Annotated in this window: 18 protein-coding genes; 12 read left to right on the plus strand and 6 right to left on the minus strand. The window is 65.4% G+C overall.

Annotated elements, in window-relative coordinates:
- The first annotated feature begins 11 nt into the window (after positions 1-11).
- The 8 genes from gmd (at position 12) to SB786_RS25490 (ending at position 11,485) form a co-directional block, all read left to right on the plus strand.
- Positions 12-1,052, plus strand: a complete 1,041-nt coding sequence (gmd, locus tag SB786_RS25455) for a GDP-mannose 4,6-dehydratase (RefSeq protein WP_410729902.1) — start codon at positions 12-14, stop codon at positions 1,050-1,052.
- Positions 1,030-1,947 carry an NAD-dependent epimerase/dehydratase family protein gene (locus SB786_RS25460; protein WP_410729903.1) on the plus strand — a complete coding sequence of 306 codons (918 nt, stop codon included), beginning with the start codon at positions 1,030-1,032 and terminating at the stop codon, positions 1,945-1,947. Before gmd ends, SB786_RS25460 begins: the two co-directional genes overlap by 23 nt.
- A 246-nt stretch (positions 1,948-2,193) precedes the next feature.
- Entirely contained in the window at positions 2,194-3,270 is a 1,077-nt protein-coding gene (locus SB786_RS25465; protein ID WP_410729904.1) for a glycosyltransferase family 4 protein, read from the plus strand.
- An 8-nt stretch (positions 3,271-3,278) separates the two neighbouring features.
- Positions 3,279-4,535 (plus strand): glycosyltransferase, encoded by a 1,257-nt coding sequence (locus SB786_RS25470; RefSeq protein WP_410729905.1) that lies wholly within the window; start codon positions 3,279-3,281, stop codon positions 4,533-4,535.
- On the plus strand, positions 4,532-5,497 hold the full coding sequence (locus SB786_RS25475; RefSeq protein ID WP_410729918.1) for a UDP-glucose 4-epimerase family protein: 966 nt from the start codon (positions 4,532-4,534) through the stop codon (positions 5,495-5,497). The genes SB786_RS25470 and SB786_RS25475 overlap by 4 nt, the downstream gene beginning before the upstream one ends.
- 5 nt (positions 5,498-5,502) lie before the next feature.
- Positions 5,503-6,519, plus strand: coding sequence for an MraY family glycosyltransferase (locus SB786_RS25480; protein WP_410729906.1), 1,017 nt, complete (start codon positions 5,503-5,505; stop codon positions 6,517-6,519).
- 12 nt (positions 6,520-6,531) lie between these two features.
- The gene (locus tag SB786_RS25485) at positions 6,532-8,424 is read left to right on the plus strand and encodes a polysaccharide biosynthesis protein (protein ID WP_410729907.1); all 1,893 of its coding nucleotides are present in this window, start codon (positions 6,532-6,534) and stop codon (positions 8,422-8,424) included.
- 736 nt (positions 8,425-9,160) lie between these two features.
- Positions 9,161-11,485, plus strand: a complete 2,325-nt coding sequence (locus SB786_RS25490; protein ID WP_410729908.1) for a protease pro-enzyme activation domain-containing protein — start codon at positions 9,161-9,163, stop codon at positions 11,483-11,485.
- 76 nt (positions 11,486-11,561) lie between these two features.
- Here SB786_RS25490 and SB786_RS25495 read toward each other — a convergent pair whose 3' ends face one another.
- The 5 genes from SB786_RS25495 to SB786_RS25515 are packed head-to-tail and all read right to left on the minus strand — an operon-like array spanning position 11,562 to position 16,996.
- Entirely contained in the window at positions 11,562-12,668 is a 1,107-nt protein-coding gene (locus SB786_RS25495) for an MraY family glycosyltransferase (RefSeq protein ID WP_410729909.1), read from the minus strand.
- A 27-nt stretch (positions 12,669-12,695) separates the two neighbouring features.
- Complete coding sequence (gene galE / locus SB786_RS25500; RefSeq protein WP_410729910.1) at positions 12,696-13,718, minus strand: UDP-glucose 4-epimerase GalE; 1,023 nt, start codon at positions 13,716-13,718, stop codon at positions 12,696-12,698.
- Between the two features lie 14 nt (positions 13,719-13,732).
- Positions 13,733-14,869 (minus strand): glycosyltransferase family 4 protein, encoded by a 1,137-nt coding sequence (locus tag SB786_RS25505; RefSeq protein WP_410729911.1) that lies wholly within the window; start codon positions 14,867-14,869, stop codon positions 13,733-13,735.
- A gap of 49 nt (positions 14,870-14,918) precedes the next feature.
- Entirely contained in the window at positions 14,919-15,743 is an 825-nt protein-coding gene (locus SB786_RS25510; RefSeq protein ID WP_410729912.1) for a glycosyltransferase, read from the minus strand.
- Complete coding sequence (locus tag SB786_RS25515) at positions 15,740-16,996, minus strand: lipopolysaccharide biosynthesis protein (RefSeq protein WP_410729913.1); 1,257 nt, start codon at positions 16,994-16,996, stop codon at positions 15,740-15,742. The genes SB786_RS25510 and SB786_RS25515 overlap by 4 nt, the downstream gene beginning before the upstream one ends.
- A 236-nt stretch (positions 16,997-17,232) precedes the next feature.
- Between SB786_RS25515 and SB786_RS25520 the strand changes: the two genes are divergently transcribed.
- The 4 genes from SB786_RS25520 (at position 17,233) to waaA (ending at position 22,149) form a co-directional block, all read left to right on the plus strand.
- A complete protein-coding gene (locus SB786_RS25520) occupies positions 17,233-18,627 on the plus strand; it encodes a phosphomannomutase/phosphoglucomutase (protein ID WP_006762132.1) in 1,395 nt (464 codons plus the stop codon).
- Between the two features lie 175 nt (positions 18,628-18,802).
- Positions 18,803-19,798, plus strand: a complete 996-nt coding sequence (gene waaC, locus SB786_RS25525) for a lipopolysaccharide heptosyltransferase I (protein WP_410729914.1) — start codon at positions 18,803-18,805, stop codon at positions 19,796-19,798.
- A 61-nt stretch (positions 19,799-19,859) separates the two neighbouring features.
- Positions 19,860-20,744, plus strand: coding sequence for a Kdo hydroxylase family protein (locus SB786_RS25530; RefSeq protein ID WP_410729915.1), 885 nt, complete (start codon positions 19,860-19,862; stop codon positions 20,742-20,744).
- A gap of 37 nt (positions 20,745-20,781) precedes the next feature.
- Positions 20,782-22,149, plus strand: coding sequence for a lipid IV(A) 3-deoxy-D-manno-octulosonic acid transferase (gene waaA / locus SB786_RS25535; RefSeq protein ID WP_410729916.1), 1,368 nt, complete (start codon positions 20,782-20,784; stop codon positions 22,147-22,149).
- A gap of 214 nt (positions 22,150-22,363) precedes the next feature.
- On the opposite strand, the gene SB786_RS25540 is transcribed toward waaA, so the two are convergent.
- Positions 22,364-22,633, minus strand: coding sequence for a hypothetical protein (locus SB786_RS25540; protein WP_410729917.1), 270 nt, complete (start codon positions 22,631-22,633; stop codon positions 22,364-22,366).
- Between the last annotated feature and the right edge of the window lie 129 nt (positions 22,634-22,762).

Here is a 22,762-nt window from a genome sequence, read left to right on the forward strand (position 1 = left end):
GTAGGACCATTATGTCTAAGAAAACTTCCATCATCACTGGTATCACCGGACAAGACGGTGCTTATCTGGCCGAGTTGCTGCTCGACAAGGGCTACACGGTTTACGGTACCTACCGCCGCACCAGCTCGGTGAACTTCTGGCGCATCGAGGAACTGGGCATTGCCAAGCACCCGAACCTCCATTTGGTCGAATACGACCTGACCGATCTGTCGGCGAGCATTCGCCTGCTTCAGACGACCGGGGCCACGGAGGTTTACAACTTGGCGGCGCAGAGCTTCGTCGGCGTGTCCTTCGACCAGCCGGTCACGACCGCAGAGATTACCGGCATCGGTCCGTTGAACCTGCTCGAGGCGATTCGCATCGTCAATCCGAAGATCCGCTTCTATCAGGCAAGCACGTCCGAAATGTTCGGCAAGGTCCAGGCGATCCCGCAGATCGAATCGACGCCGTTCTACCCGCGCAGCCCGTACGGCGTGGCCAAGCTGTATGCGCACTGGATCACGGTGAACTATCGCGAGAGCTACGACATGTTCGGCTGCAGCGGGATCCTGTTCAACCACGAGTCGCCGCTGCGCGGCCGCGAGTTCGTCACGCGCAAGATCACCGACTCCGTTGCCAAGATCAAGCTCGGGCAACTCGACGTCCTCGAACTGGGCAACATGGATGCCAAGCGCGACTGGGGCTTCGCGAAGGAATACGTCGAAGGCATGTGGCGCATGCTGCAGGCAGACGAACCGGACACGTTCGTGCTGGCCACGAACCGTACCGAGACCGTGCGCGATTTCGTGCGCATGGCGTTCAAGGCGGCTGATGTCGACCTCGAGTTCAAGGGTAGTGACGAGAAGGAAATCGCCATCGATGTCGCCACTGGCAAGACGCTGGTCCGCGTGAATCCGAAGTTCCATCGGCCGGCCGAAGTCGATCTGCTGATCGGGAATCCCGAGAAGGCGAAGCAGAAGCTGGGCTGGGAGCCGAAGACGACGCTCGAGGAGCTGTGTGCGATGATGGTTGAAGCGGACTTGCGACGAAATGAGCGCGGCTTCTCGTTCTGATGTCCCGCGCGCGCTGGTAACGGGCCTCGGCGGCTTTACCGGCCGCTATCTGGCGCAGTCGCTGCGGGCGGCCGGCTATCGCGTGTTCGGCACGACACACGGGGCCGACACGATCGAACCCGATACGTATCGGGTCGACCTGTGCGACCCGGTGGCGCTCGCGGACGTCGTCACGGAAGTGCAGCCAGACATCGTCGCGCATCTTGCGGCGGTGTCGTTCGTCGCCCACGGCGACGCGGACGCGATCTATCGTACCAACGTGGTCGGTTCACGGAACCTGTTGGAAGCGCTCGCGAATCTGGAGAATCGTCCACGCGCGGTGTTGCTGGCGAGCAGCGGGAACATCTATGGCAACGCGGCGGTCGAGCTGATCGACGAATCGGTCGAGCCGAATCCCGCGAACGATTACGCCGTCAGCAAGCTGGCGATGGAATACATGGCGCGCCTGTGGCGCGACAAGCTGCCGATTGTCGTCGCGCGTCCGTTCAACTACACGGGCGTCGGGCAGTCACCGCAGTTTTTGCTGCCGAAGATCGTCGGTCACTTCCAGCGGGGCGAGCGTGAGATCGAACTCGGCAATATCGACGTCGAGCGAGATTTTTCCGACGTACGTCGCGTGGCGGACGCCTATCGGCGACTACTGGAACTGTCGCCGGCCGGCGGCGTGTTCAATGTCTGTTCGGGGCGCGCGGTGTCGCTGAAATCGGTGATCTCGATGATGGAACGGATTGCCGGCTATGCGATCGAGGTACGCGTCAATCCCGCATTCGTGCGCGCGAACGACGTGCGTCGACTGCAGGGCGATGATGCGCGGTTGCAGAGTGCCATCGGGCCGCTTGAGGACATTCCGCTGGAGAACACATTGCGCTGGATGTTCGAAGAGGGGCATGGGTGACAGCCAGTCTCGGTACGGCGGCATGGGTACCGCGCGGCGCGTTGGTTTTGCCGAGGCAGTGTTTGCGGTTTGTCGAACATGCAGGGCACGGCGAGGTGTCGAGGTCGCGCGGCGCGGTTGCGCGATTCTTGGCGCGGAGCGGTAGGCTTCGTGTCGCCGGCGTGTACGGACAACACGTTCATCGTCTGCGGCGCCGTGCCGGGCGAACCCCGTCGCTTATGAGTCGGTTCGCATGAGGAGTATCGCGTGAAGTTGGGGGTGGATATCACCTGGATGGTGGGCAACTACCGCGGCATGGGGCGATTCGCTCGGCAACTGGTGGAGCCGGTCAGCGCGTCGGTGCTGGGTCTGGCTCCGAGCGGCGTGCATGCCGACGAATGGCCGTGCGTGAGTCAAGGGCACGGTTTCTTTCCGTGGTGGGAACAGGTCGAGTTGCCGCGCTTGTGCCGCGAGCAGCAACTCGACTATCTGCTGTGTCCGTATAACACCGGGCCGCTGCGGTCCACCGGCAACACGCGGGTGGTCGCGGTCATCCATGATCTGATCTATATGGAGCCCTGGCACGTGCTGCCGCCGGCGCGATCGCTTTATCAGACCGTCGGCCGCCTCTATCGTCGCCATGTGGTGCCGCGGCTTGTGCGTCGGGCCGACGTCGTGCTGACCGTCTCGCGATTCACTCAGCGGGAGCTGGTCAAGAACTTCGAGTTGCGCGAGGGGGACGTACGCGTTGTTCCGTGCACGATTTCCGACGACTGGTTTGCGCCTCCGTTGAGCCGCATGGCGCGCCAACCATACTTGTTCACAGTGGCTGGCGAGGTGCCGAGCAAGAACGTCGGTCGTCTGCTACAGGCGTTTGCGATTGCCCGCCCGGCGCTGGGTGACGACGCGCGGCTCAGGATCGCCGGAATCAAGACCGAACATCATGCGCATTTTCTCGGGCTTGCGGATTCGCTCGGGCTGACGAATGCCGTCGAGTTGCTCGGTTACGTGTCGCGCGGAGAACTGCGCGAGCAGTACCGGCAGGCTCGCGCGTTCGTCTTTGCATCGTTGTTCGAAGGCTTCGGGATTCCGCTGCTGGAGGCGATGGCGTCCGGCACGCCTGTCGTATGCAGCAATACCACGTCGATGCCCGAGATAGCTGGCGACTGCGCGTTGCAGTTTGATCCGCGTTCGGTTGAAGACATGGCGGAGCAGATCCGCGCGGTATGGGACGACAGTGCGCGATTCGAGGTCGCGATCGGCGAAGGCGTGAATCGGGCTCGCACGTACTCGGAGTCCGCAGTGCGTCCGTCGATCCAGGATTTTTGGGCGGGTCTGGCATGAGTCGGGACATGAAGAAACTGCTGGTGCTGACCCCTCGGTTTCCGTACCCGGTAATCGGCGGCGACAAGTTGCGGATCTATCACCTGTGTCGGGTGCTGTCTCGTCACCACTCGCTGACGTTGCTGAGCCTGTGCGAGACCGAAGAAGAGCTGCACGCCGAACCGCCCGACGACGGCGTTTTCGATCGGGTCGAACGGGTCTATCTGCCGCGCTGGCGCTCCTACGTCAATACGTTGCTCGCATTGCCTACGCGCACACCGTTGCAGGTGGCGTACTACCGGAGCGGGGCGTTTGCGGCGGCCGTCTCCCGGCTGCTGCCGTCGCACGACGGCGCATTGGTCCATCTGGTGCGTTGCGCCGAGTACGTGCGCACATCGGACAAGCCGCGCGTCCTCGAGATGACTGACGCGATCTCGCTCAATTACAGTCGTGTCAAGCAACTCAGGAACGCGCGCGGGCTCAAGTCGCGTGTGTTCGGTATCGAGGCGAAGCGTCTGCTCGACTACGAGCGTGCCATCGTCGACGATTTCGACCTGTCGGTGCTGGTTTCGAAGACCGACTGCGACTATCTGTTTCCCGGCGCATCCGCGACGAATGTGATGGTTTGCTCCAATGGCGTGGATCTGTCGGGGCTGCCGTATACGGTGCGGAATATGGCGAGCCGGGTCCTGATCTTCATCGGCGACATGCGCACGGTCCAGAACCAGGACATGTGCCATTTCTTTGCGGAGGCCGTGCTGCCGCTGCTACGCAAGCGTGGCGATTATCGTTTCCGGCTCGTAGGGTCCATCGCGCCCGCGCTGGCCGAGCGGTTTCGTGCGTACGATGGCGTCGAGGTGACCGGTCGGGTCGCATCGGTCGCGGAGGCGGCGTCCGACGGGGCCGTCGGTGTATGCCCGATGCGCATCGGTGCAGGCGTGCAGAACAAGATCCTCGAATACATGGCGCTTGGGTTGCCAGTCGTCACCACGTCGCTGGGACATGAGGGCCTGCGCGCGAAATGCGGTGAGGATCTGCTGATCGCGGATACGCCGGAAGAATTTGTCGAACGCATCGAGCAGCTCGTTGCCGACGAGGCTTTTGCGGTCGAGATGGCGCGGCGTGCGCGGGCGTTCGTCGAGCGAGAGCACGGATGGGAGAGGATGGTCGCGCCGCTCGTCGAGAAGGTCGACGCGTTGCTGGCCAGGCCGGCGGCGCCCGGCGCTCGCGGCGATCTCGCGTCGTCTTGCGACGACGCCAGCAGGTCCGACGGGAGGCTGCGATGATGCGTCTGGTCATCACCGGCGCGAACGGCTTCGTCGGCCGTGCCGTCTGCCGTCGCGCGCTGGACGCCGGGCATACCGTCACCGCGCTGGTGCGGCGCCCGGGCGCATGCATCGATGGCGTGCGCGAATGGGTGCACGGCAGCGCCGATTGGGAGGGGCTCGATGCTGCCTGGCCCGCCGACCTCGCCGCCGATTGCGTGATCCATCTCGCCGCACGCGTACACGTGATGCGCGACGACTCGCCCGATCCCGACGCCGCATTTGATGCGACCAATGTCGCGGGCACGCTGCGTCTCGCCGAAGCCGCACGCAAGTCCGGCGTGCGCCGAATCGTATACGCGAGCAGCATCAAGGCGGTCGGCGAAAGCGACGGCGGGGCGCCGCTATCGGAAAGCTGGCCCGCCGACCCGCAAGACGCATACGGCCGCTCGAAGCTGCGGGCCGAGCAGCAACTCGCGTGCTTCGGCACGTCGGCCGGGCTCGACGTCGTCGTCGTGCGTCCGCCTCTGGTCTATGGCCCGCATGTCACCGCCAATTTCCTGCGGATGATGGACGCGGTCGCACGCGGGATGCCGCTACCGCTCGGTTCCATCTCCGCTCGCCGCAGCATCGTCTACGTCGACAATCTGGCCGACGCGCTGCTACAGTGCGCAACCGACCCGCGGGCGGCGGGCGAGTGCTTCCACGTTGCCGACGACGATGCGCCGTCAGTCACCGGCCTGCTGCGTCTGGTGGGCGATGCCCTGGGCAAACCGGCGCGGCTTCTGCCGGTCCCCACGGCGGCACTACGCGCGCTCGGCATGCTGACTGGCCGCAGCGCGACGATCGACCGCCTGACGGGCAGCCTGCAGCTCGACACGGGCCGCATTAAGCGCGTACTGGGTTGGCAACCGCCGTATACGACTCGACAGGGCCTCGAAGCCACGGCGGCATGGTATCGTTCGCGCGATATACAACAGTAGCCGACATGCCTCTCCCGATATCCACGTGGCCCGCCGTGATCGCGGTGGCGCTGGTCGCTGCCATCGCATCGACGGCCATCCTGCGCATGCTGCTCGCGACCGGCCTCGCGTGGCGCCTCGCCACCGACATTCCAAACGATCGTTCGCTCCACACGCTGCCGACGCCGCGCGTCGGCGGTTGGGGCATCGTGCCGGTCTGCGTCGTCGCGCTGCTGGTTCTGACGCCGCACCTGTGGCTGATCGCCGCCGCTGCCGCGGGGCTCGCCGCGTTGTCTCAGGTCGACGACCGACGCGGCTTGCCTGCCCGCGTGCGGTTCTCGGCGCATCTTGCGGCGGTCGTCGCACTGATCGTCGTTTTTCCTGCCGATGCGCCGTGGTGGCTGCTCGCAGGCGTCGGTTTCGTGATGGTCTGGCTGACGAACCTGTACAACTTCATGGACGGTGCCGACGGCCTCGCGGGCGGCATGGCGCTGTTCGGCTTCGCCGCATACGCTGTCGCGGCGATGATGGGCGTGAATCCGTTGCCCGACCTCGCCGTGGCCGGCGCGGCGGTGGCGGGCGCCGCCCTCGGCTTTCTGCTGCTCAATTTTCACCCGGCGCGGCTGTTTCTCGGTGACGCGGGCTCGATTCCGCTCGGTTTTCTGGCCGGCGCCCTAGGCTACTGGGGCTGGCGTACCGGTGTCTGGCCCATTTGGTTCCCGGCACTCGTGTTCGCGCCTTTTATCGCTGACGCATCTGTAACACTTTTGAGACGTCTGTTACGCGGCGAAAAGTTCTGGCAAGCGCACCGGGAGCATTATTATCAGAGGATGGTTCGAGCGGGTTTAGGCCACCGCCGGACCGCTCTTTATTGGTACCTCATCATGCTCGCAGGCATAATCGTGGCCGTGTGGGCAAAGGGCCGCCCGGAATGGCAGCAATGGCTGTCGTTCTTCGCGTGGTACGGCGTCCTGGTATGTATCGGATGGGTGATTGACATGCGCTGGCGCCGGTCCCAGTTGGCAGCCGAAAACAATTCTTGAGGTTTCCCGCCGATGTTCCGATCCAAAGCATCGTGGCTTTCACTGAGTGCTTTCCTGTTCGACCTGACGGCGGTTGTCGCGTCGTGGTTGTTTGCTTACCTCGTTCGTTTCAACGGCAGTATTCCGGCTGATTTTCTCGGCGGCGCACTGCAGGCGCTCGTCTGGGCGTTGCCGATCTACGCGCTGATGTTCCATCTGTTCGGCCTGTACCGCGGCCTGTGGGTATTTGCGAGCCTGCCGGACCTGATGCGTATTTCGAAGGCAGTCGGAGGCGGCGGCGTGATCGTGATGATCGGTGCGGTGATGTTCCAGCCGTCACCGATCATTCCGCGCTCGGTGCTGATCGTGTCGCCGCTGATGCTGTTCCTCGCGATGGGCGGTGCTCGCGCGCTGTACCGCGCGACAAAGGAGTTCTACCTGTATGGCGGGCTGGTCGGGCAGGGCAAGCCGGTGCTGGTGCTCGGCGCCGGCACGGCAGGCGCGAGCCTCGCGCGTGAGCTGTCGCGTTCGGGTGAGTGGCGTCTGGTTGGCCTGCTCGACGACGATGTTACAAAGCAAGGGCGCGAGATCTATGGCTACAAGGTGCTCGGTTCGTTCAACGACCTGAAGCACTGGACCGACGCGATGAAGATCGAATACGCGATCATCGCGATTCCGTCGGCATCGGTCGAAACGCAGCGGCGCGTCGCGACGCTGTGCGTGCGTGCGGGCGTGAAGGCGATGGTACTGCCGTCGCTGACCGCGTTGATGCCGGGGCAGGGGTTCCTGTCGCAAGTGCGCAATATCGACCTCGAGGATCTGCTTGGCCGCGACGCGGTGACGATCGACACGCCGCACGTCGAGGCATTGCTGCGCGGCCGCGTCGTGATGGTGACGGGCGCTGGCGGTTCAATCGGTTCGGAGCTGTGCCGGCAAATCCTTCGTTTCGCGCCGGCGCAGCTCGTTGCGTTCGACCTGTCCGAATACGCGATGTACCGGCTTGCCGAAGAGTTGCGCGAACGCTTTCCCGATCAGCCGGTGGTGCCGATCATCGGCGATGCTAAGGATTCGCTGCTGCTCGATCAGGTGATGTCGCGTCATGCGCCGCACATTGTGTTTCATGCGGCGGCGTACAAACACGTGCCGCTGATGGAGGAGCACAACGCGTGGCAGGCGCTACGCAACAATGTGCTCGGTACGTACCGCGTTGCATGCGCAGCGATCCGCCACGACGTGCGCCATTTCGTGCTGATCTCTACCGACAAGGCCGTCAACCCGACCAACGTGATGGGCGCGAGCAAGCGTTTGGCGGAGATGGTCTGCCAGGCGCTGCAGCAGACGAGCGGCGGGACGCAGTTCGAGACTGTGCGCTTCGGCAACGTGCTCGGCAGCGCCGGTAGCGTGATTCCGAAGTTCCAGCAGCAAATCGCCAAGGGCGGCCCGGTGACGGTCACGCACCCGGAGATCACGCGGTTCTTCATGACGATTCCGGAAGCGTCGCAGCTCGTGCTTCAGGCGTCGAGCATGGGGCATGGGGGCGAAATCTTTATTCTCGAGATGGGGCAGCCGGTCAAGATTGTAGATCTCGCGCGGGATCTGATCCGCCTGTACGGCTTCTCGGAAGGGCAGATCCGGATTGACTTCACCGGGCTGAGGCCAGGCGAGAAGCTCTACGAGGAACTCCTCGCGGACGACGAGACGACGACGCGCACACCGCATCCGAAGCTGCGGATCGCACGGGCGCGCGAAGTGCCGGACCACCTGCTCGACGAACTGTTGCCGTGGCTGATGCAGCGTAGGGTACTGAGCGACGACGAAGTGCGTCGCGATCTGCGACGCTGGGTGCCGGAATATCAGACGGCCGCGAGTCCCGCCCTTCAAACTGTATCCACGTTGTTCCCCTCGAAGTCGGCGGCGCGAGATTAGCGGGCGCCCCTTGCCGGTGCGCGACCGCCAGTCAGTCGTGGCAGGTTGCCCACGGTGACCACAGCTTCGCATCGAATCCGCATCCCTCATCAAGCAATGACAGCGTCACCTGATCGATCTCGTTGTCGAGTCGGGTGTGTCGCTTTTCCGACGTGAGTAGTCGGATTTGTCGCTGCCTCAGTGCGTCTCCGAGTAACCGGGCCCCTGGTCTGGAGCGATAAACGAATCATTGCCGATAGGCTGGCCGGACCACAACAACATGCGCGTGGCGAAGTGGTCTTGCCAGTTTCCTCCGATATGCACGCCGGATCGAGCTCGAATTTACGGGCACGCGCTCCCTGTCGCCGCCGAAACCGCGTCCGCATAGTGCCGGAGCACTTGATCGACAAACTGCTTCGCGGGATCGATGGCGCACCGTGTGCTGCGCGATGACCAAGTCCAGCGTGAATCCGTGTAACGAATGTCGAAACCCCGGTCAACGTTGCGTGCGTACTGCCTATGTTGCCGGACGTGCGTCCCATGCCGAGGTATCGACCGTCGCCTTTGCGCGGCGTTATGGTCCGCTCTCGCAGTGGCCGTATTCATTTGACTACCGGCCGATTCCTTCCTACCTTTTCCTCAAGGTAGCCGTGCAATTGCCGTAAAGAACAAAGGTGAAAAGCCAAATACGAGCTCTACGGTCCATACCAATCCGATGAACATTGCATATCTTGCCAGGGGAATGAGCGCGGCACTCATGGTGCTCGCGCTTGCAGGCTGCGGCGGCGACGACGCGAGTCCGGTGGTGGCTACGGCGCAGTCCGGTAAACTGTCGGCGCTGCGAACTGCAGGCAACGCGGTGAGCGCGGCACCGATGAGCGCAACGGCGCCGGTCCATGTAGCGTTGATACTCAAGCTGAACGACGAAGCCGGGTTGAACCGGTTTCTCGAGCATGCGCGAACGCCCGGCAGCGCCAGCTTCGGGGCCGTGCTGACCTCCGCGCAGATTGCCGCGCAGTACGCACCCACCGCCGCCCACGTGGCCACCGTGAAGGCCTTTTTGGCAAGTAAGGGCTTCACGAACATCAAGGTGGCCGACAACAACATGATCGTGGAAGCCGATGCGCCGGCCGGGGTGATATCCGGCGTATTCCAGACGACACTCGTTCCGGTTGCGATGGCGGACGGCAGCAGCACGCATATCAACACCGCGCCGGAGACGGTGCCCGATGCGATCAGCGGGGTCGTTCGAGGCGTTCTCGGACTCGATACCGCGACTCGCCTGCGTCCGAATTTCGTGCGCGCCTCCAACGCCGCTGCTGCACCCACGGCAAATGCGTCGCCAACGATATCCGCGGTCACGGTCGGCCACAACCCGACGCAATTTCCCGGCATCTATTCCGTCGGTAGTACCCCGACCGCCGCCAACACCACCATCGGCATTATTGCCGAAGGGGACGTGACGCAAGCCGTCATCGACCTGGCGACGTTCGAAAGCCACAACCAGTTGCCCGCCGTACCCGTTTCAGTGATCCATGCCGGGCTGTCAAGCGCGGACACGAGCGCGAACCTCGAATGGTCGCTCGATAGCCAGACCATCGTCGGGATGTCCGGCGGCCTCAAGCAGCTGAATTTCTACGTTGCGCGGTCCTTTTCCTGGAGCGATATCGCGCTTGCAATCAATCGTGCCGTGAGCGACAACACTGCCCGTGTCATCAACATGTCGATCGGCGGTTGCGAGAACTGGGCGCCGACGGCGGCCATTGATACGCTGTTCCAGCTCGCCGTTGCGCAAGGACAGACTTTCTCGGTCAGTTCCGGGGATTCAGGCAGCGTGGCATATGGCTGCACCGGTACGTCGGTGCAATACCCGGCGACATCCCCGTATGTCGTGGCCGTTGGCGGCACGACGCTCTATACGAACGGGAATGGAAGCTACGCCGGCGAGACGGCCTGGGAAGCCAGCGGTGGCGGCATCAGTGGCTTCGAGCCGATCCCTTCGTGGCAGTCGAACGTACCCGCGCTCAAGGGGCGGGCGTTCCGAGGCATGCCGGACCTTGCGTTCGATGCCGATCCCGACAGCGGCGCGCAAATCATCGTCGGCGGACAGTTCGTGACGGTGGGCGGCACGAGTCTCTCCGCGCCGCTGTTCAGTGCTACCTGGGCGCGCTTGCTGTCCGGCAGTTGCGCGACGAGCCTCGGATTCGCGGCGCCGGCAATCTACAGCGTTCAATCGACGACCGCATCGATTTTTCGCGATATCACCAACGGCAGCAATGGTGCATACAGTGCCGGTTCGGGATGGGACTTCGTGACCGGCTGGGGCACCCCGAACGTCAGCTTGCTCCATTCGTCGCTATGCGGTTCGACGTCGGTGTCCTATAGCGGCGGAATTAACGAAGGTACGACGCTGAAGGCAGGGCAAGCCGTCTATTCCGCGTCCAGGAATCATCAACTTCTGATGCAGGGCGACGGTAATCTCGTCCTTTACAACACGACGAATGGCGCTGCGGTGTGGAATTCCGGGACGTATGGAAATGTCGGAGCGTACGCCGTCTTTCAGAACGATGGCAACTTCGTTGTCTACAGTGCGAATGGTGCGGCGCTGTGGTACTCGGCGACCAACGGAGCGTCAGGCAGCCAATATCTTTCCGTGCAGGACGACGGCAACATGGTGATCTATCAGTCATTCGTGCCAGTATTCGCGACCGCGACCGGCACGTCGAGCTACGCGATCTCGGCGAGTGGTTCAGCTGTCTGGAAGGGGGGCGTGGTCCTGAGTAGTGGCCAGAGTTTTACGTCCGGCAATGGGGCGAACGTGCTCATCATGCAAGGTGACGGGAATTTGGTGCTGCTTCGCCAAGGCGTTCCGATATGGAACTCGCGAACCTTCGGTCATTCGGGCGCCTTTGGTGTAATGCAAGGTGATGGCAATCTGGTCGTCTACAGCGCGGCGGGTGCGCCACTCTGGAACTCCGGCACCGGTGGTAACTCGGGCGCGAGCGCTTACATTCAGGACGACGGCAACGTCGTGATCTATACGCAACGGCCGAGCTGGAACTCGAATACCGCAGGCGCGTAGTATCCCACTCGTCGAATCGCGGTTGCGCGGTCACGGCTCGTTGACGACGGCGAGCCGTGCGATTCCACCCACCCCCTCAATGCCCGCGCCGTTCCTTCCTCACCACCATCCACCTAGGCACCTTGAACCTTACGATGCTGAGATAAAGCCACACATACGTCAGCGCGAACAGCACGACAAAAACGAACAGGTGCACGGTATGCCGCCAGAACAGCGTCGCGGGAATCACCGCGACGAGGCACAGCAGCCAAAGATAAGGCGATGTGAGCGAATTCCGCCGCGTCAAATCATGCGCATGCTTCGTCCCGACGGCCCATCGCATCAGCCGCTTGTACACCAGCATATGCAGGTGCACGCCATCCGGAATCCCCGGCGACATCCCGCGAATGAACTTCTTGCGGTAGATCGAGAAGCAGGTCTCGAAGATCGGATACATGAACAGCAGCACCGGATACCACGCGGACACTTCCCGGTTGCGCATCACCAGCATGATCGCGAGTTCGGCGAGCATGAAGCCGATGAAATACGCGCCGCCGTCGCCGAGGAAGATCAGGCCGGCTGGGAAATTCCACAGGAAGAAGCCGAGCACGGCGCCCATCATGATGATCGACGCGGACATTACGACCGGGTCGTTGACATGGAACGCGACGTAGGCAAGCGACGCGAACATCATGAAGCTGACCATCGACGCGAGGCCGTTGAAGCCGTCGATGATGTTGATCGCGTTCGCGAGCGCCGCGACCGCGAGCACGGTGATGAACGCCGAAATGGCCACGTAGTGGAGCAGGAAGTCGAGCGGCGGCACGCTAATGCGCGTGACCGCGATGTTCAGCAGCCAGAACGCCAGCGCGGCGGCGCTCATCGTGCACAGCAGCCGCGCGCGCGGCGACACGCGCTTGGTCAGGTCCTCGACGAGCCCTGACAGGAACGCCGGCAGTCCGCACGCGACGATCCCGAGAATGCTGCCGGAGATCGTCGGGTAGCGCCGGGACAGCACCAGCGCGGCAACGACGACGCCGGCAAGGATCCCGATGCCCCCGACGCGCGGCACCGGCCGCACGTGGAATTTCTGCACGCCGGCCAGGTCGCTGTCGATCGAGAATTTCTCGTGCAGATGCGCATAACGCACGATGAACAACGTGACGAGCAGGGAGACGATGAAGCCGGACGCGAAGCTGAGCATGGGATCGCTCGAAAAATGGACAGCGGATTATACAAAACCGCGCGGGTTCGCCTCCTGCCATTTCCAGTGGTCGGCACACATCTCGTCGATTCCGAGGGTCGCGCGCCAGCCGATGAGGTCGGCCGCGGCCTGCGGATTCGCGTAGCACTCGGCGACGTCGCCCGGGCGGCGCTCGACGAGTTCGTACGGCACCGGGCGGCCCGACGCCTTCTCGAACGCGCGCACGACTTCCAGCACGCTGTAGCCCTGGCCCGTGCCGAGGTTCACGACGAAGCTCGCGTCGCGCGTCGCGAGCGCGTCGAGCGCGGCGATGTGCCCCTTCGCGAGATCGACGACGTGGATGTAGTCGCGCACGCCAGTGCCGTCCGGCGTCGGGTAGTCGGAGCCGAACACGCGTAGCTTCTCGAGCTTGCCGACCGCGACCTGCGCGACGTACGGCATCAGGTTGTTCGGGATGCCGGCCGGATCCTCGCCGATCAGCCCGCTCGCATGCGCGCCGACCGGGTTGAAGTAGCGCAGCGTCGCGATGCGCCACGACGGGTCCGAGACCTCGAGATCGCGCAGGACCTGCTCGGCCATCAGCTTCGACTGGCCGTACGGGTTGGTCGCGGACAGCGGGAACGATTCGTCGATCGGCGAGCGCTCGGGCACGCCGTACACGGTCGCCGACGAGCTGAACACGAACTGCCTGACGTTGCGCTCGCGCATCACGTTGAGCACGGTCAGCAAGCCACCGAGGTTGTTCCGGTAGTACTCGAGCGGTTTCGCGACCGATTCGCCGACCGCCTTGAGCGCCGCGAAATGGATCGTGCCGGTGATCGGATGCGCGTCGAACACCTTCGCGAGCGCGGCTTCGTCGCACACGTCGACCTGATGGAACGCGGGCGTCTTGCCCGTGATCCGCTCGATGCGCCGCACGGACTCGGCCTTGCTGTTGACGAGGTTGTCGGCGATCACGACATCGTAGCCGTCGTCGAGCAGCTCGACGGCCGTGTGCGAGCCGATGTAGCCCGCACCGCCGGTAACGAGGATGGTGCCTTTAGCGGTCATGCTGATGCGCTCCTTCAGAGTGTGATGCCGGTCAATGTATGAATGGTCTGCCGGTAACGTTCGACGACCTGCTGCTCGTCGAATTCCTCGGCCACCTTGCGGCGGCCGCGCGCGCCCATCGCGTCGCGTCCGGCGCTCCCGAGTTCGATCATGCGGACCAACTGCTGCGCGAGGCTCGCGCTGTCGCGCACGCGGCACAGGAAGCCGGTTTCGCCGTCGGCGACCACGTCGCGGCAGCCCGGCACGTCGGTCGCGACGATCGGGCGGCCCATCGCGGACGCTTCCATCAGCGTGCGCGGCACGCCTTCGCGGTACGACGGCAGCACGACGCAGTCGGCCGCCGCGATGTGCGGGCGCACGTCGTGCGCCTCGCCGAGATACTCGACCACGCCTTCGCCGACCCAGGCGTCGACGTCCGCGCGGCTGATCGCGCTCGGGTTGTCGACACCGAGCGGCCCGAGCAGCTGGAAGCGCGCGTCCGGGTAGCGGGCGCGCACCACGCGCGCGGCCTCGACGTACTCACGCACGCCCTTGTCCCACAGCAGCCGGCCGATCAGGATGAACACCGGGCCGTGGCCGCCGGGCAGCGGCACCGGTGCGAACTGGTCGAGATCGACGCCTTCGCCGTGCAGCAGCCGCGCGCGGTCCGGGTGCGCGAGCAGCTGCTCGTCGGTGAAGGTCGCGAGATCGTCGCGGTTCAGGAACCAGACTTCGCGGGGGAAGCGGAACGCGAACCGGTACAGGCGTTTCGCGACGCTCGCCGCGCGGCTTTTCTGGATGAACACGTAGCCGAGGCCCGTGGTGACCGCGATCGACGGCACGCGCGCGAGCCACGCGGCGACCGATCCGTAGATGTTCGGCTTGATCGTGTAATGAAACACGAGAGCGGGCTGCAGCGCGCGGTAATGGCGCACCAGCGCGGCGAGCGTGCCGAGATCCTCGCGCGGGCTCGTGCCTTTCGACGCGACGGCGAGCGCGACGTAGCGGCAGCCCATCTGCTCGAGCAGCGGCACCGTGCGGTCGTGCGGCGCGATCACGACGACCTCGGCGCCGCGCGCGACGAGCGCACGGATCAGCCCGTGGCGGTACGTATAGATCGCCCAGGCCGTGTTGCAGACGAGCGCGATGCGCAGCGAGGAGGTAGCGGACATGAAAATAAAGAAAAAATAAAGCGTCGAAAATGCCGGGCGTGAACAGGCCCTATGCGGACGGTCGCGCCGCGAACAGCATCTGCTTGATCCGCTGCAGCGTACGGTACGGCGTCACGAAATGCAGCAGGTTCTTGGCGAGGCCGGCCCAGTCGTACGGGTTCAGCGCGTTGAAGTGGCGCAGCAGCAGCGACAGCGTCGAGATCAACTGGCGGCGCCGCCGGGTCGCGCTGATCCCGCCCTCGTTGAGCTCGTAGTAGAGGCCGAGTTCGGGCAGGTTCGCGCAATCGTAGCGTTGCATTAACCGTAAAAAAAGATCGAGATCCTCGGCCGCACGGTACTTCGCGCGGTAGTTGCCGACTTCGCGCACCGCGTCGATGCGCAGCATGACCGACGGATGCACGAGCGGCGAGCGCAGGAAGCGCGTGCGGCGCAGCATGCGCGGATCGGCCGGCGGGGTCAGCATGAAGCGCGGCTCGCCGGCGCGCGACACGACCTGGGTCCACATGCCGACGCAGGCGACGCGCGGATGGGCGTCGAGATACGCGCGCTGCTTCGCGAGCCGCCGCGGCGCGGCGAGGTCGCCGGCGTCGATGCGGGCCGCATAGCGGAAGCCGCGCGCCGCGAGCGCGTCGATGCCGGCCTCGAGCGCGCGCTCGATGCCGCCGTTTTGCGGCATGCGCAGCACGTCGACCGCGAGGCCGGGCAGCGCGGGCGCGACGATCGGCGGCGTGCTGCCGTCGTCGACGATCAGCACGTGCACCGGCGCGTCCTCGCTGAACGACGCGAGGGTGCGGGCGACGTCGTCGTGTCCGTTGTAGGCCGGCATCAGCACGGCCACGTCGTCGAGCGGGAGCGGGCAATCGGGAGACGTCATGGGCGCAGCCTGAAACGAATGTAATAAAAATTGACGGCGGCGGCGGCGACATAGCCGGCCGCGAGCCCGACGAGCGCCCCGTACAGGCCGAGCCGGGGGATGGCGATCACGTTGACGAGCGCGGCGAGCGCGAGCGCGAGCACCCATTTCGCCAGCAACACGAATTTTGCTTGATATTTGAGAACGATAAGATTGCCTATCGCCTCGATGCCGGCCGGCACGGACAGCCAGACGGCCCAGCGGAAGATGTCGACGGACGCCTCGTAGCCGTGGCCGAACACCTTGCCGACGATGAGCGGCGCGGCCGCGTCCAGCACCAGCGCGCCGGCCGTCATCAGGCCGGCGGTCATCGCGGTCAGCCGGACGATGTTGCGGCGCAGGCGGGCGACGTCCTGCACGCGGTACACGAAGGCGGGCGCGATGGTCTGCGCGAGCATCAGCGCGAGCGTGATCCAGTTCTCGTTGAGCTGCTGGGCCGCCGCGTAGCGGCCGAGGTCGGCAAACGACACGTGACGCTCGAGCATCAGGCGGTCGAGCTTCAGGAACAGGTACATGCAGATCAGGCCGAGCCAGAACACGGTGCCGGCGGTGGCGAAGTGCCTGAACAGCGGTTTGTCGAACGTCCAGCCGAGCGCGCCGCCGTTACGATGGCGGTAGTACAGCACGAGCGCGAAGCCGATCGCGGCGGCCTCCAGCGCCCACAGCCACGCGAAGCGGGCAGGGCCGGCGGCCGCGCGCACCAGTAGCCAGACGAGCAGGGCCTTCGCCAGCGCGGTGACCATGCTGGTCAGGAGCTGCGGCTTGCTGTAGGTCATGCTCTGCAGCCACGCGTTGATCACGCCGACGAACGGCTCGCGGAACACCATCGTGACCGCGAGGCCCGCGAGCATCGCGCCGACGAGCGGGTCGAACGCGCCGGCGCCGATCGCGATCCAGGTCGCGACGAGCGCGACGGCGGACACGCCGATGCGCAGCGCGAATGCGCTGCCGAGCACCGCGCCGAGTTGCGCGGGCGGGCGCTGGACGATGGTCGGAACCAGGATTTCGGCGCCGCACACCCAGGTGAGCGGCGCCAGTACGAGGAGAAGCGTATTCGCATACTGCCATTTGCCGAACACGTCCGGCCCGAAATAACGGGCCAGAAGACCGCTGACCGCGATCGCGACGCCGATCTGCGTGAGCCGTTCGAGCCCGAGCCAGACGAGATTCGCGACGGCCTTCGCGACGTCCGGATTGCCGAATCGTTTCAGCATGCGGGGCGGCCGCACGCGCTTGGGGCGGCCGGCGGGGCGCCGGGAGGCGGAAGGTTGGTGGCGGCAGAACGGCTAGGCATTAAAATGGACAGAATGCGCGTCATCAAAACCCGCGATTATAAGTTGGGCCGCACCAGCCGCCCCGTTCCTTGTCGTGCAAGGCCCGCACGTATGATGCCGGGCATGCGCGAAAGGCGGCCAGATTATTTTCCATGCACGCAACCGAGAGAGAATCGATGATCTCCCAATCCATCTTCAAGGCATATGACATTCGCGGTGTGGTCGGCAAGACGCTCGACGCCGACACGGCGCGCGGGATCGGCCGGGCATTCGGCAGCGAAGTGCGCGCGCAGGGCGGCGACGCGGTCGTCGTCGCGCGCGACGGCCGCCTGTCGGGGCCCGAACTCGTCGGCGCACTCGCCGATGGCCTGCGCGCGGCGGGTGTCGACGTCGTCGACGTCGGCATGGTGCCCACGCCGGTCGGCTATTTCGCGGCGAGCGTGCCGCTTGCACTGAAGGGCGGCGAACGCCGCGTCGATTCGTGCATCGTCGTCACGGGCAGCCACAACCCGCCCGACTACAACGGCTTCAAGATGGTGCTGCGCGGCGCCGCGATCTACGGCGAGCAGATCCAGGCGCTGTATCGCCGCATCGTCGACGAGCGCTTCGAAACGGGCAGCGGCACGTTCGAGCAGTTCGACGTCGCGGACCAGTACATCGCACGCATCGTCGGCGACGTGAAGCTCGCGCGCCCGCTGAAGCTCGTCGTCGACGCCGGCAACGGCGTCGCGGGCCCGCTCGCGACGCGCCTGTTCAAGGCGCTCGGCTGCGAACTCGTCGAGCGCTTCACCGACATCGACGGCACGTTCCCGAACCACCATCCCGATCCCGCGCACCCGGAAAACCTGCAGGACGTGATCCAGGCGCTGAAGGACACCGACGCCGAACTCGGCTTCGCGTTCGACGGCGACGGCGACCGCCTGGGCGTCGTCACGAAGGACGGCCAGATCATCTATCCGGACCGCCAGCTGATGCTGTTCGCGGAGGAAGTGCTGTCGCGCAATCCGGGCGCGCAGATCATCTACGACGTGAAGTGCACGCGCCATCTCGCGCAGTGGGTGAAGGCGAAGGGCGGCGAGCCGCTGATGTGGAAGACGGGCCATTCGCTCGTGAAGGCGAAGCTGCGCGAGACGGGTGCGCCGCTCGCCGGCGAGATGAGCGGCCACGTGTTCTTCAAGGACCGCTGGTACGGCTTCGACGACGGCCTCTACACGGGCGCGCGCCTGCTGGAGATCCTCGCGAAGACGGCCGATCCGAGCGCGCTGCTGAACGGCTTGCCGGACGCGATGAGCACGCCCGAACTGCAGCTCTGGCTCGACGAAGGCGAGAACTTCCGCCTGATCGACAAGCTGCAGAAAGAGGCGAAGTTCGACGGTGCCGAGGAAGTCGTGACGATCGACGGCCTGCGCGTCGAGTACCCGGACGGTTTCGGCCTCGCGCGTTCGTCGAACACGACGCCGGTCGTCGTGATGCGGTTCGAATCGGAGACCAAGGAAGGGCTCAAGCGCATCCAGGACGACTTCCGCCGTGTGCTGACGGCCGCGAAGCCGGACGTCAAGCTGCCGTTCTGAACCCCGGCGGCCTTGGGGCCGCCGCCGGTGCGACGGTCGAACGAGCCGTCGCGCCATCCCCCGAAAAGCGGCGCACGCTGACGCGTGCGGCCGCTTTTTGTCTGTCTGACGTCCCGGGCGCGATAAAATCGCGTCTTTATGCCTGTCGCCGGCCGTCCGCCGGCGTTTTTTCAGCGTGCAAAAGATCCTGATCGTGCGCGTGTCGTCGCTGGGCGACGTCGTGCACAACATGCCGGTGATCGCCGATATCCGGCGTCGCCACCCCGATGCGCAGATCGACTGGCTCGTCGAGGAGAGCTTCGTCGACCTCGTGCGGCTCGTCGACGGCGTGCGCGACGTGCTGCCGTTCTCGCTGCGCCGCTGGCGCAAGAAGCCGTTCTCGGGCGCGACGTGGCGGGAGATCCGCGCGTTCCGCAAGCGGCTCGTGGCCGAGCAGTACGACCTCGTGATCGACTGCCAGGGCCTGATCAAGACCGCCTGGGTCGCGAGCTGGGCGCGCGGCCCGCTCGCCGGTCTCGGCAACCGCACCGACGGCGCCGGCTACGAATGGCCGGTGCGCTTCTTCTATCGCCAGCGCGTGCCGATCGCGCCGCGCACGCACGTGGTCGAGCGCTCGCGCCAACTGGTCGCGGCCGCACTGGGCGACCCGGCGCCGACGCCGGCCGATCCGGTCGATTTCGGCCTCGATACGCGCGCGGCGGCGCTCGCGGTCGCGGCGCTCGGCCTGAACCTGCCGGTGCCGTACGTGGTGTTCGTGCACGCGACCTCGCGTGCCGACAAGCAGTGGCCGGACGCCGCGTGGATCGAGCTCGGCCAGGCGCTCGTGCGGCGCGGCGCGTCGCTCGTGCTGCCGTGGGGGAACGATGCGGAGCGCGCGACCAGCGAGCGGCTCGCGAAGGAGTTCGGCGCGGCGGCGATCGTGCCGCCGAAGCTGTCGCTGCCGGCCGTCGTCGGCCTGATCGACGGCGCGGCCGCGACCGTCGGGGTTGATACAGGTCTGGTTCACATCGCGGCCGCGCTCAAGCGCCCGACGGTCGAACTGTACAATTTCGCGACGGCCTGGCGCACCGGCGGCTACTGGTCGCCGAACGTCATCAATCTCGGCACGGCGGGGCAGCCGCCGTCGATCGCGCAGGTGAAGGCGGCGCTTGCGGGCTTCGGTCTGCTGTGAGGCCCGTCATGCCTGTCCCGCCTGTCCTGCCCCTCCTGTCCGTCACGCACGCGAACCGATCATGAGCGAATCCCAGATCATCGAAGTCCCGTCCGCCGACTGGAGCGGATACAACCTGTCGGCGCCGCGCGAGCAACTGCTGGCCGCGGTCGAGGAAGGCAAGGTGCTGTATTTCCCGCACCTGCGCTTCGCGATCGAAGGCGGCGAGGAAGCCCTGCTCGATCCGTCGATCGCCGATCCGAAACGCAAGAACATCAGCCTCGCGCCGAACGGCGGCGCGCTCGCCGGCGTGCTCGGCGACAGCGTTACGCAGTCGGCCGTGCGCGCGCTCGTCGCGCGCTTCCAGCAGCAGGCCGGCACGCTCGTCGACGGCCTCTTTCCCGAATACCGCAGCAAGCTGCGCGTCGCGCCGACCAGCCTGCGGCTGATGCAGGTCGAGACGCGCCAGACGTCCTGGCGCAAGGACGACAGTCGGCTGCACGTCGACGCGTTCCCGTCGCGGCCGAACTACGGCGAGCGGATCCTGCGCGTGTTCACGAACGTGAACCCGGCCGGCCAGCCGCGCGTGTGGCGCGTCGGCGAGCCGTTCGAGGACGTCGCGAAGCGCTTCCTGCCGAAGATCCGGCCGCAGTTGCCGGGCTCGGCGTGGTTGCTGAACCTGCTGCACGTGACGAAGTCGCCGCGCAGCGCGTACGACCACCTGATGCTGAACCTGCACGACGGGATGAAGGCCGATCTCGACTACCAGAAAGCCTGTCCGCAGCAGACGATGCCGTTTCCGCCGGGCAGCGTGTGGATATGTTTCTCGGATCAGACTTCGCACGCTGTGATGTCCGGCCAGTTCATGCTCGAGCAGACCTTCTTCCTGCCGGTCGACGCGATGGTGCGCCGCGAATGCGCGCCGCTGGGGATTCTCGAGCGCCTGACCGGCAGGGCGCTGGTTTGAGCGCGCCCCGCATTGTTCGCGGTGACGGAGCCCGCTCATGCTGAGGGCGATCTATCGAGCGCTGTGGTGGCTCGTCGCGCCGATCGCCGTCATCCGGCTCTATGTGCGCTCGCGCAAGGAGCGCGGCTACCGCGAGCATATCGGCGAGCGCTTCGGCCAGGTCGCGGGCCGTTCGCCCGACGATCGCGCGCCGCTGATCTGGGTGCATGCGGTGTCGGTCGGCGAGACGCGCGCCGCGCAGCCGCTGATCGACGCGCTGCTGCGTACGCGTCCCGACGCGCGCATCCTGCTCACGCACATGACGCCGAGCGGCCGCGCGACCGGCGAGCAGATCTTCGGCGAGCGCGTGCTGCGCTGCTACCTGCCGTACGACATGCCGGGCGCCGTGCGGCGCTTCCTGCGCGCGTGGCGGCCGACGCTCGGCCTCGTGATGGAAACCGAGGTGTGGCCGACGCTGATCGACGAGTGCCGCCGCGCGGACGTGCCGCTCGTGCTGACCAACGCGCGGATGTCCGCGCGCTCGCATCGGCGCGCGGCGAAGTTCGGCGCGGCGACGCGCGACGTGTTTGGCGGTTTCTCGCGCGTGCTCGCGCAGAGCCCGGCCGATGCGGAGCGGCTGACGTCGCTCGGCGCGCGCAACGTGACGGTGCTGGGCAACCTGAAATTCGACATGACCACGCCGCCGGAGCTGGCCGCGCGCGGCCATGCATGGCGCGACGCGATCGGCACGCGGCCCGTGTGGGTCGCCGCCAGCACGCGCGAGAACGAGGAGGCGCTGGTGCTGCAGGCGTTCGCCGCGATGCGCACGCCGGGCGCGCTGCTGATCCTCGTGCCGCGTCATCCGCAACGGTTCGGCGAAGTCGAGGCGCTCGTCGAGCGCAGCGGGCTCAAGTGCGTGCGGCGTTCGGTGTGGGGTGCGGACGCGGCGGCCCTGGCGGCCGGCCGGCCCGCTGCGGCGGAGCCGTTGCCGGCCGACGTGACGGTGTTGCTCGGCGATTCGATGGGTGAGCTCGGCGCGTACTACGCGGCCGCCGACGTCGCGTTCATCGGCGGCAGCCTGCTGCCGCTCGGCGGGCAGAACCTGATCGAGGCGTGCGCGGTCGGCGTGCCGGTGCTGATCGGCCCGCACGTGTTCAACTTCACGCAGGCGACCGCCGATGCGGTCGCGGCCGGCGCGGCGATGCAGGTCGCGGATCCGCTCGATCTCGCGCACGTGCTCGACGCGCTGTTCGCCGACAACGCGCGGCGCATCGCGATGGGCGCGGCGGGTGCCGCGTTCGCGGCGCGCCATCGCGGCGCGACCGCGCGCTCGGTCGACGTGCTCGCGGCGTTGTTGCCGCCGGTCGAGAACGGCACGCATTCGACGCAGGACGGGAAAGACGATCAGGGTGGCAACTCTGTGTAGCGACATGCATTCGAGCGCGCCGCGCTCGAATGAGTTGCGGCCAGTTGAAAGCCAAGATGGTGTCCAGTGAACCTTGAGTCGGGTAAGGGCGTGCTTGGCCTTCTGTCCTCTTATAGAGGCATGGGGCGGCATAACGACATACGATGCGACAGAGCGAGCAGGCCGATAAACAGCACGATATTTAAAAGCATGCAGGTGCGGCTGTTCTCAGGCGTCATTTCTCAATAAGGTTTTTACGATGGTGTCGCCACATCCGCATGATCGCTACGTAGGCGAGCACTGTCGTGATCAGTTCGATAGTTACCCACACCATGAAATACAAATCGTCGGGATCGCGAACGCCGAGCCATTCTGAAGCACGCCACCATGCGCGCGCTTCGGCTGGGGTCCACTCATAGTGATATGGACGGATATAACGAAGCGATAGAGCGAGCAGGCCGATAAACAGCACGATCTTGAAGAGCCTACGGGTAAAAGTGATCATTCTCGGACGCTATTGATCAATATGTTTATTTGCCACGATAGTGTTTCCATAGGAACCTGTCCGCATTTTTGTGGGCGAGGCGGTTGAACAACAGGTTATCCACGCGCCTGCGTGAATCGCTCGCCGAAC

The sequence above is a fragment of the Burkholderia sp. SIMBA_062 genome (genome assembly GCF_046534765.1).
GTDB classification, from domain to species: Bacteria; Pseudomonadota; Gammaproteobacteria; order Burkholderiales; family Burkholderiaceae; genus Burkholderia; species Burkholderia ambifaria.